Genomic DNA, 9,019 nt, shown 5'->3' with positions numbered 1-9,019 from the left:
GCGCCAAGCTCGATCTTCTTCAGGCGCGCTTGATCGGCGCTACATGATCACCAATGCACCAAAATTGCGTCAGAGCCAAAGTTGCAAGCCGATTGACACGCAGGGACACCAGGTGTTCGTCCTGGTGCATTCCGTGAAGACCTTGACTGCCACGCTCTTCTTGATCTCGGCCTGAGAGGCACTTCGGTGCGCATATCTCAGCATCGAGGGGAACGACCGTCGAACCTCTTGGCAAGGGAGCGATCAAGCCTTCTTCGACTTCTGCGCCTTGATCGCCCGCTCCACGAAATGCCAGGCGTCCTGATCCCTGAGCGCCTTGATGATCGCCTGTTCCACGAACTGCCAAGCCTTCTGATCGTTCGCGGCCGCGGCGCGCCTCGGGCCGGTACGGCAGAAGCAGATTAGTGCCGAGCGTGCCGTTCCAGAAGCGCTTCGTTCGTTCGATCTCCTCGAGCGAACGCCTCCACTGCGGCGGGGCGCCCGGCTCTTCCGCATGCGCCGCGACCATCTCGGAGTTGAACTCCCCGGCGAGCGCCACGATCTGCCGGTTCGTCAGCTCGTCCGGCGGCGCGCCGACGAGATGGGCGCGCCATTCCCTCTCGAGCCTCAGATTGTGCTCCTAGCAGAGCAGAAGCGCTTCGTCCCGGTCCGTCGTCTCGAGCGAGAACTTGATCTCGGCCGGCATGCCGAATTTTGCGGTACTTCGCGGGGACGCGCCGGCGAAACCAGTAGAAGCGACTGCGGGGATTTTCCCAAGGCTCGATCATGCGAAAACGGCTCACGGTGACCACCTGCGTGTACCACCGGACTTTTTCGGAAAGCCCTATTTTGTAGGTTAAGCTGGAGTTTCAGCGGCTTGGGAGGGTTCATGACGGAGAGGGAGGGATTCCAACCCCCGATAGGCTTGCACCTATGCCGCGCTTCCAATGCGATGCACTCAAATCCTCTGCCATCTCGCAGCCGACGAAATCAGCGCCGATCGCGTCCTGGAGCCGTCTGGTACAAACTCCTAACGCCGGCGGGAAATCACTTACTCAGTAGCTCGGTCGGCTTCGTCGAATTCCGGCGACGTCGGCTCATCGATTAGCGCCGTAAGCCGCTTCTCGACAATGCCGGCGCTGTTCTTTCTTGCGATAGCAGCCGATGGTCCGCCCCGAAGGCGTGGGTCGAAAAACGACGCTCGCTTGTACGGATTTTGTACAGCCCGCTTTGGGAACAAAAGAGCGTTCGGCAAAAAGTCGCTCAAGTTCTTGATATTATGCAAAAATCGTTGGTAGCGGGAGAGGGACTCGAACCCCCGACCCCAGGATTATGATTCCCGTGCTCTAACCAGCTGAGCTACCCCGCCACAGGGTCGCGAGGGCCTGATACGGCCGATCTCGCGAACGCGCGGCATATAAGGGAGGGGGCGGCGGGCTGTCAATCCGCGTTTGCGTAAGCTTCCGCCTTTGCTGAAGCTACGGCGGAACAAGTCCGCTTCGGGGAGCGAATTGGACCTATTTCGGGACCAGATTTCCAGCCACACCCGTGATGGCCGGACTGGTCCGGACAAGCCCGGTCATGACGAGATCGGGAGACAGAATTGGCCTATTTCGGCCTTACCGTCGGGTCACCGCCGGGGCTGCCGGGGGGCGGGATGACAGGCATGGCGCCGTTCGTGCTGGGCGCCGGCGCGTGCATCTCGGGATCGACGCCGGAGGGCGGGCAGAGCACGCCGTCCGATTTGGCGAGCTTGTCGCCGAGCGGTTCCCGGGACTGGCCCGTGGTGGTGCCGTCGGCCTGGCGGTTGGGGCGATCCTGCGGCGTGCAACTGGTGGCGTGCTGCGGGGATGGCGGCGCGGTCGCTTGCGGCGGCGTCGCCGGGGCGGGCGGGGCCTGCGCGATCGCGCTGCCGGAGGCGGCGATCAGGAGGCTGGCCAGAATGATGTTTGATGTCGTGCGCATGGGCGGAAAACGCGCGGGATGTGCGCCCTGTTCCCACCCCGAACATTACGATTTGAGGTAGCGGATCAGCGAAAAGTGTCCCATCGGCGGCATCGGGCGGCGCTCGGCCAGCGTAACGCCGCCGTGTTTTGCGGCCCAGTCGACCAGTCGCTGCCACGGAAATTCCGGACGCCAGCCGAGACGGCGGGCGAGCGGGGCAAACGCGAGTTCGGAGAGTTTGCGAAAACCCGTTTCCGCCCCGATGTGGTTGACGAGGATCAGCTCGCCGCCGGGCTTCAAGACGCGCACGAACTCGTCGAGCGTGCCTTCGGGATCGGGCACGGCGGTAATGACATATTGCGCGACCACCGCGTCGAAGAAGTTTTCGGGGAAGGCGAGATTCTTCGCATCCATCACCGAGAGCACCTCGACATTGCTCAAGCGCAGCGCACGCACGCGCGATTGCGCCTTGCGCAGCATCGGCTCGGAAATGTCGACTCCGCAGATCTTTGTGGTGCGCGCATAGTCCGACAGCGAAAGCCCGGTGCCGACGCCGACGTCGAGGATGCGGCCGCCGATGCGGTCGGCCTCGATGATGGTCGACTGCCGGCCAGCGTCAAAGACCTTGCCGAACACGAGATCGTAGACCGGCGCCCAGCGGCCATAGGCCTTCTCGACCCCGGCCCGCGAGATGTCTGCTGCCATGCCCCTGCCCTTACGCCAAACTCTATCGAGAATTGATTATTGGTGAGATCGAAGTCAGCCCCGCGCGCGGTCTGGCACCTCTCCCGCTTGCGGGAGAAGTCGGCGCGTAGCGCCGGGTGAGGGCTTTATCCGCTCGCGATATATCGCGGGTGGAGAGAGCCCACTCCCCAACCCTCTCCCGCAGGCGGGAGAGGGGGCGCACTTCCGGTGTCGCGAGAGTGCCGCCCGATTTCATGGATTAGCCGCGCACGGCTTCGGCGAGCGGACGTGCCGTGCCGGTCGCAGCCTTCGCGGCGGCGCTTTGAATAAAGCCGCCGCCGAGCACACGCGCCTGGCCCGAGGGCGCGTCGTAAAACACGCAGGCCTGGCCCGGCGAGACACCCTCTTCGCCTGCGACGAGCTCGACCTCGTAATGGCCGTTCGTGCCACGCAGCCATGCCGGCTGGGGGCTGCGGGTCGAGCGCACGCGCACGAACATTTCGAGGCCGGCGCCGATCGCGCGGTCGATGTCGCCGTCGCCGATCCAGTTGACGTCGCGCAGCACGATGCGGTGCATCTTCAGCGCCTCGCGCGGGCCGACGACGACGCGGCGGTTGGCGGCCTCCAGCCGCACCACGAACAGCGGCGCGGCGGCGGCGATGCCGAGGCCGCGGCGCTGGCCGATGGTGAAATTGGCAATGCCGTTATGCCGGCCGAGCACGCGGCCGTCGAGATCGACGATCTCGCCGGGGTCCATCGCGTTCGGCCGCAGTCGGGTGATGATGTCGGTGTAGCGCCCTGTGGGCACGAAGCAGATGTCCTGGCTGTCGTGCTTGTCGGCGACCGCGAGACCGAAGCGCCGCGCCAGTTCGCGCGTCTCAGGCTTGGTCATGTCGCCGAGCGGAAAGCGCAAGTAATCGAGCTGCTCCTGCGTGGTCGCGAACAGGAAGTAGCTCTGGTCGCGATCGGCATCGGCGGCACACACCAGAGCGCGCGAGCCGTCCGCGCGGCGGCGCGAGGCGACGTAATGGCCGGTGGCGAGCGCGGTCGCCCCTAACTCGCGCGCGGTCTTGAGCAGGTCGCGGAACTTGACCGAGCGGTTGCACTCGATGCACGGCACCGGCGTCTCGCCGAGCGCGTAGCTGTCGGCGAAATTGTCGATGACGGACTCGCGAAAGCGGTCCTCGTAGTCGAGCACGTAATGGGGAATGCCGAGCTTGGCCGCGACGTCGCGGGCGTCGTGGATGTCCTGGCCGGCGCAGCAGGCGCCCTTGCGGTGGGTCGCGGCACCATGGTCGTAGAGCTGCAGCGTGATGCCGATGACGTCATAGCCTTCCGCCTTCAAAAGCGCAGCCGTCGTCGATGAATCGACGCCGCCCGACATGGCAACGACGACCCTGGTATCCTCAGGACGGCCTTCGAGATCCAGACTGTTGAGCATGGGCCTTAAAGCGTTGTGACGGCGGCGTTGGGCGATCCGCTGGATGCTTCCGGCGGGACATAAGCGATCCCCGGGAACTTTGGTTCCCGAAGGGCGGCTTGCCCGGTCGAAAGCGGCTGAGAGCTGTCTCTTTAATATAGGCGGCCTTCCGGTGAAGCAATCATGGGGGCGGCCAGTTAGGGCAATTCTTGCCGGGGAGGCAGAAATGACGGGGCTTTGAAAGGCCTTGCAGCAGCGGGGACGATTCTTCAAATCATTGATTTATCTTGATAAAACACCGAGGCGCGGGGCTGGCCCGCTCCTTGCTATCTCTTATGCCGAAGATGTTTCCGAGGGGTCGCCTGTGGTCGGTCGTACGTCAGATGTAGCGGCAAGCGCGCAAGTCCAGAGCGCGCAGCAAAAGCCTGCCCGGTCGCAGGCGTCGAAAGACACGTCCAACGACTCCTTCGGTTCGCTGGTCGACAGCAACACTCAAGCTATCAGCGACAGCGCGTCGTCCCCGGACACCGCACCGCGCCGGACCGATTCCTCGTCGTCCTCGGACAAGAGCCCGCGCGATCATTCGGCGACCGACCCGTCCTCGCAGAGCAAGGCCAGTGACGACACCGACAATTCCGCGCCGGCCAAGAACGATACCAAGAACGACACAACGGCCGATCCGGCCAGGGCGGATAGCAAGACCAAGGACAAGTCCGAGACATCCGACGCCAAATCGGCGGACAAGTCCGACGACACCAAGGATAAGAAGACCGACGGCACCGATGGCCTTGCCGCTGTCGATGCCGCCGCAACCGCGCAGATTGACCCGACGCAGGCCGCCGTGCCCGACCCCAGCATCGTGGTGGCCGCGCCGGTCGTGCCGCTCGATCCGAACGCGGCCGCGAACCAGGCCGCCAGCACCGCCTCCTCGCCGCTGACGATCGCCGCCGCCGGCATCGCCGCCAGCGCATCCACCGCGGCGCAGATTGCCGGCGCCAAGACCGATACCGCGACGCCGGGCGACAAGAGCGCCAAGACCGCGGGCGCCAAGGTCGATGCCGCTACCTCGGCGACGCTGGCCGATGCCACGACCGACGCGACCGCGACCGATGCGAAGCCCAATGGCGGCCTGATCGCCGCCGTCGACCAGGGCACGCCAAAAACTTCGTTCAAGGCCGTCGCGACCGCGCAAGGTGGGAGCGACGTCTCCAATATCGGCCAGGACACCGGCAAGGCGAACGCCGCGCAGACTCCGGCGACGGCAGCGTCCGCCAACGCGGTGCATCCGCAAGCCGACAAGCCGCCAATCGATGCGAACGCGGCCGACGCCAAGGCTGGGACTTCCGACCGCACGGCCGATGCGACACCGGCGACGGCAGCACCGCATGCCCATGCGGGCACGCAGGCCGCTGTCCCCACGACCGACACCAGCGCGCTGGCAGCCTCTGCCGTGCAGGCGCCGCTGACCAATACCACTTCGGCCACGACCGCGACGCTCACCGCGACCGCGGCGAATGCCAACGCCATTCCGATCAGTGGCGTGCCGATCGAGATCGCGGCGGCCGCACGCGCGGGCAAGACCCGGTTCGACATCAGCCTCGATCCGCTCGACCTCGGCCGCATCGATGTCCGCATCAATGTCGACCGCAACGGCCAGATCACCTCGCATCTCACCGTCGAGAAGCCGGAGACGCTGCAGATGCTGCGGCAGGACGCGCCGCAATTGCAGCGCGCGCTCGACGATGCCGGCCTCAAGACCGGCAGCAATGGGCTGTCCTTCAGCCTGCGCGACCAGAATTCGTCGGGCCAGAACTCCGGCCAGAACAACGACAATGGCGGTAATGCCCGCCGGCTGATCATCAGCGACGAGGAAGCAGTTCCCACAGCCCCGGTCGGGCGCAGCTACGGCCGCATGCTCGGATCGAGCAGCGGCGTCGACATCAGAGTGTGAGGAGTATCGAGACATGACCACCACGACTGGCGCCACCGCTCCTTCGGTCGTCTCCGGCACGACCGATCTGACGAAATCCTCCACGTCGAGCTCGAGCCTGGGCTCGACCACCGGCGCGACGCTGGCGGGCAACTTCCAGACCTTCCTGACGCTGCTGACGACGCAGCTGCAGAACCAGAACCCGCTCGATCCGCTCGACACCAACCAGTTCACCCAGCAGCTGGTGCAGTTCGCCGGCGTCGAGCAGCAGCTCAAGACCAACGACTCGCTCTCCCAGCTGGTCACCCTGCAACAGACCACGCAGGCGACCCAGGCGCTCGGCTTCGTCGGCAAAACCGCCCTGGTTGACGGCACTACGGCGTCCATGACGAATTCGTCGGCGACCTGGCATCTCAACGTGCCCAGCGACGCGACGGTCGACATCACCGTCGCCAATGCCAGCGGCCAGACCGTGTTCACCGGCAAATATACCGCCGGCGCCGGCGCCGACGTTCCGTTCACCTGGAGCGGCATGGGCAACGACGGCACGCAATGGCCCGACGGCAAGTACACGATCTCGGCCACGGGCAAGGATGTCGCCAACAACAATGTCGGTATCGCCGCGCAGGTGCAGGGCACGGTGTCGTCCGTCGACCTGACCCAGTCGCCGCCGCTGCTCACCATCGACGGCGCCAGCTACACCCTGAGCCAGGTGAAGAGCATCATCGCCACGGCCAGCAATTAAGGCCTGGGTGCACGGTTGAGAGGCCTTGCGACACCCCGCGCAGGCCTCGTTCGTTAGTAAAGTATTTAAAATACCCCCTCGGCCTGCCTGGATGCACCCTTCCCGCCGGTCGAGACGGCTGCGTTCCAGCCATTTTCAACGAGAATTGTATTGAAGCCTTAGGCTTAGCGGATTTTTAAGCCGCGATGCCTATGGTTGTGGCGTGAGTTCAGTGGTTGAGAGTTTGTGAGTACGCCATGACAGAACCCCATCGCCCGAGGGTAAAATACGTCATCGGGCCGGACGGCAGTCCGCTGACGATTGCAGATCTGCCCGCACCCGGCACCAAACGCTGGGTTATCCGCCGCAAGGCCGAAGTCGTTGCCGCTGTGCGTGGCGGGCTTCTCTCCCTTGAGGAGGCTTGCAGCCGTTATACCCTGACGGTAGACGAATTCCTTTCCTGGCAGTTTTCCATCGACCAGCACGGTCTGGCGGGGCTTCGCACCACCCGCATCCAGCAATACCGCCAGTAGGCAATCCGGAAATCTGCGGCTTTTGACGAAAATCGGGCTCGCCTCGCGAGGCCGATTTTTTTCATGGCGCTACTTTTGTCGCAGCTCTTAACCTTCGTTAACCATATCGAAACCATCACCTAGGCAATAATTGCCCAGTCGGCCTTTCCTGTGAAAGCAGCCGAATCTATCGGGGCGGTTGCTTGCAAGGTCTTGCGGACTTTCTGAAGGGTATCGGAGCCGCCCGGTTCGGGGCGATGATCGCGGTTACCGCCGCGCTTGTCGGCTTTTTCGCGTTCGTCATCATGCGCGTCACCACGCCGCAGATGACGACCCTGTTCACCGACCTCAGCGTCGAGGACTCCTCGGGCATTATCAAGGACCTGGAGCGCCAGGGCATCCAGTTCGAGCTGCGCAACGAGGGCACCATCATCATGGTGCCCAAGGACAAGGTCACCCGCCTGCGGATGAAGCTCGCCGAGGGCGGCCTGCCCAAGGGCGGCGGGGTCGGCTACGAGGTGTTCGACAAGTCGGACGCGCTCGGCACCACCTCTTTCGTCCAGAACATCAACCATCTCCGCGCGCTGGAAGGTGAGCTCGCCCGCACCATCCGCGCCATCGACCGCATCCAGGCCGCCCGCGTCCATCTGGTGCTGCCCGAGCGTCCGCTATTCTCGCGCGAGGCGCCGGAGCCGTCGGCCTCGATCGTGGTCCGGGTCCGCGGCGCGCTCGAAGCCCAGCAGATCCGCGCCATCCGCCACCTGGTCGCCTCGGCCGTGAACGGCCTGAAGCCGCAGCGGGTCTCGATCGTCGACGAGACCGGGCAGCTGCTCGCCGACGGCGCCCAGACCGATCCGGACCAGCAGATCGGCGACGAGCGCCGCACTGCCTTCGAGAAGCGGATGCGCAAGCAGGTCGAGGACATCGTCTCCTCCGTGGTGGGGACGGGGCGCGCCCGGGTCCAGCTCTCCGCCGATTTCGACTTCAACAAGATCACCCAGACCTCGGACAAGTTCGATCCCGAAGGCCGCGTGCTGCGCTCGAGCCAGACCCGCGAAGAGCAGAGCATGACCGCCGACAACAACGGCCAGGTCACCGTCAACAACGAGTTGCCGGGCAACCAGCAGAACAGCGGCGTCGCGGCCAAGGACCAGAGCAAGAAGAGCGAAGAGACCAACAATTACGAGATCTCCCGCACCACCAAGACCGAAGTGACCGAGGCCGGCCGGGTCAACCGGATCTCGGTCGCGGTGCTGGTCGACGGCATCTACTCCAAGAACGACAAGGGCGATCTGGCCTACCAGGACCGCACCAAGGATCAGCTCGACCGCATCGCCACGCTGGTGCGTTCGGCGATCGGCTTCGACCAGAAGCGCGGCGACCAGGTCGAGGTCGTCAATTTGCGCTTTGCCGACGCCCCCTCGACCACCCCGATCGCCGAACCCTCCGGCCTGCTCGGCATGCTCCAGTTCACCAAGGACGACGTCATGTACTTCGTCGAGCTCGGCGTGATGATGCTGCTCGGCCTGATCGTGCTGTTCCTGGTGATCCGGCCGCTGGTCAAGCGCATCCTGGCATCCGACGAAGTCGCAGCCGCCATCTCCGGCGTTCTGACCGGCCCCGCCGCGAGCGACGATGCAGCGCCCAGCAGCCAGCCGCTTCTGCCGGGCGCCGCCGCAAGCGCGATCGACGTCGCTACCATCCAGGGCCAGGTCCATGCCCAGTCCGTCCATCGCGTCGGCGAGCTCGCCGAGCGCAACCCCAACGAAACCGTCGCCATCATCCGCCAGTGGCTGACCGAACCAGCCAAATAATCCGCGTCAAGT

At 64.7% G+C, this 9,019-nt stretch carries 7 protein-coding genes and 1 tRNA gene; 4 read left to right on the top strand and 4 right to left on the bottom strand.

The genetic code is table 11. The features are described 5' to 3' along the window. Window positions 1–1,271: 1,271 nt before the first annotated feature. The 4 genes from IVA74_RS11940 to mnmA all read right to left on the bottom strand — a co-directional run bounded on the left by IVA74_RS11940 (window position 1,272) and on the right by mnmA (window position 4,048). Window positions 1,272–1,348 (bottom strand) — tRNA-Met (locus IVA74_RS11940). Window positions 1,349–1,587: 239 nt separating this feature from the next. Beyond that, complete coding sequence (locus IVA74_RS11935) at window positions 1,588–1,944, bottom strand: hypothetical protein (RefSeq protein ID WP_247343316.1); 357 nt, start codon at window positions 1,942–1,944, stop codon at window positions 1,588–1,590. 45 nt (window positions 1,945–1,989) lie between these two features. Next, complete coding sequence (locus IVA74_RS11930; protein ID WP_247343313.1) at window positions 1,990–2,628, bottom strand: class I SAM-dependent methyltransferase; 639 nt, start codon at window positions 2,626–2,628, stop codon at window positions 1,990–1,992. A gap of 238 nt (window positions 2,629–2,866) precedes the next feature. Beyond that, entirely contained in the window at window positions 2,867–4,048 is a 1,182-nt protein-coding gene (mnmA, locus tag IVA74_RS11925) for a tRNA 2-thiouridine(34) synthase MnmA (protein WP_247343310.1), read from the bottom strand. Window positions 4,049–4,391: 343 nt separating this feature from the next. Here mnmA and IVA74_RS11920 point away from each other — a divergent pair, with 343 nt between their 5' ends. The 4 genes from IVA74_RS11920 to fliF all read left to right on the top strand — a co-directional run bounded on the left by IVA74_RS11920 (window position 4,392) and on the right by fliF (window position 9,007). After that, window positions 4,392–5,978, top strand: coding sequence for a flagellar hook-length control protein FliK (locus IVA74_RS11920; RefSeq protein ID WP_247343307.1), 1,587 nt, complete (start codon window positions 4,392–4,394; stop codon window positions 5,976–5,978). A 13-nt stretch (window positions 5,979–5,991) separates the two neighbouring features. Next, window positions 5,992–6,702 carry a flagellar hook capping FlgD N-terminal domain-containing protein gene (locus IVA74_RS11915; RefSeq protein ID WP_247343304.1) on the top strand — a complete coding sequence of 237 codons (711 nt, stop codon included), beginning with the start codon at window positions 5,992–5,994 and terminating at the stop codon, window positions 6,700–6,702. Window positions 6,703–6,938: 236 nt separating this feature from the next. Further along, the gene (locus IVA74_RS11910; RefSeq protein WP_002714638.1) at window positions 6,939–7,214 is read left to right on the top strand and encodes a DUF1153 domain-containing protein; all 276 of its coding nucleotides are present in this window, start codon (window positions 6,939–6,941) and stop codon (window positions 7,212–7,214) included. A 182-nt stretch (window positions 7,215–7,396) separates the two neighbouring features. Then, window positions 7,397–9,007, top strand: coding sequence for a flagellar basal-body MS-ring/collar protein FliF (gene fliF / locus IVA74_RS11905; protein WP_247343301.1), 1,611 nt, complete (start codon window positions 7,397–7,399; stop codon window positions 9,005–9,007). Window positions 9,008–9,019 lie beyond the last annotated feature (12 nt).

The sequence above is a fragment of the Bradyrhizobium sp. 132 genome (assembly GCF_023074185.1).
Lineage (GTDB): Bacteria > Pseudomonadota > Alphaproteobacteria > Rhizobiales > Xanthobacteraceae > Bradyrhizobium.
Note: the sequence above shows the minus strand (reverse complement) of the source record. Positions and strands in the feature narration are given on the sequence as shown.